Annotated in this window: 1 protein-coding gene; it reads right to left on the bottom strand. The window is 54.7% G+C overall.

From position 1 onward, the window contains the following. Positions 1-130: 130 nt before the first annotated feature. Complete coding sequence (locus tag B4920_RS26885) at positions 131-253, bottom strand: twin-arginine translocase TatA/TatE family subunit (RefSeq protein ID WP_079437603.1); 123 nt, start codon at positions 251-253, stop codon at positions 131-133. Between the last annotated feature and the right edge of the window lie 5 nt (positions 254-258).

Genomic DNA, 258 nt, shown 5'->3' with positions numbered 1-258 from the left:
ATTTCCTTATGTTGATGGAGGCAGCAATGCCCCGCTTGGTATCCGGCTACTCGCATCCCGCACTCCGTCATGCTGACGGCCCGACGCGACCAAAGGCTGCAGAGATTGGGGGTAACCGGATGGTGTTTTCTTACTGGCTCTCTTTTTCGCCCAGCATGTTACGAAATCCCCGCACGGCCTTGCCCAGATCCGAACCGATGCCACTCAGGCGTCCAGTACCAAACAACACGATGACAATGGCGAGAATAATCAATAGCT

This window comes from Zoogloea sp. LCSB751 (assembly GCF_002028455.1).
Taxonomy (GTDB): Bacteria; Pseudomonadota; Gammaproteobacteria; order Burkholderiales; family Rhodocyclaceae; genus Zoogloea.
Note: the sequence above shows the minus strand (reverse complement) of the source record. Positions and strands in the feature narration are given on the sequence as shown.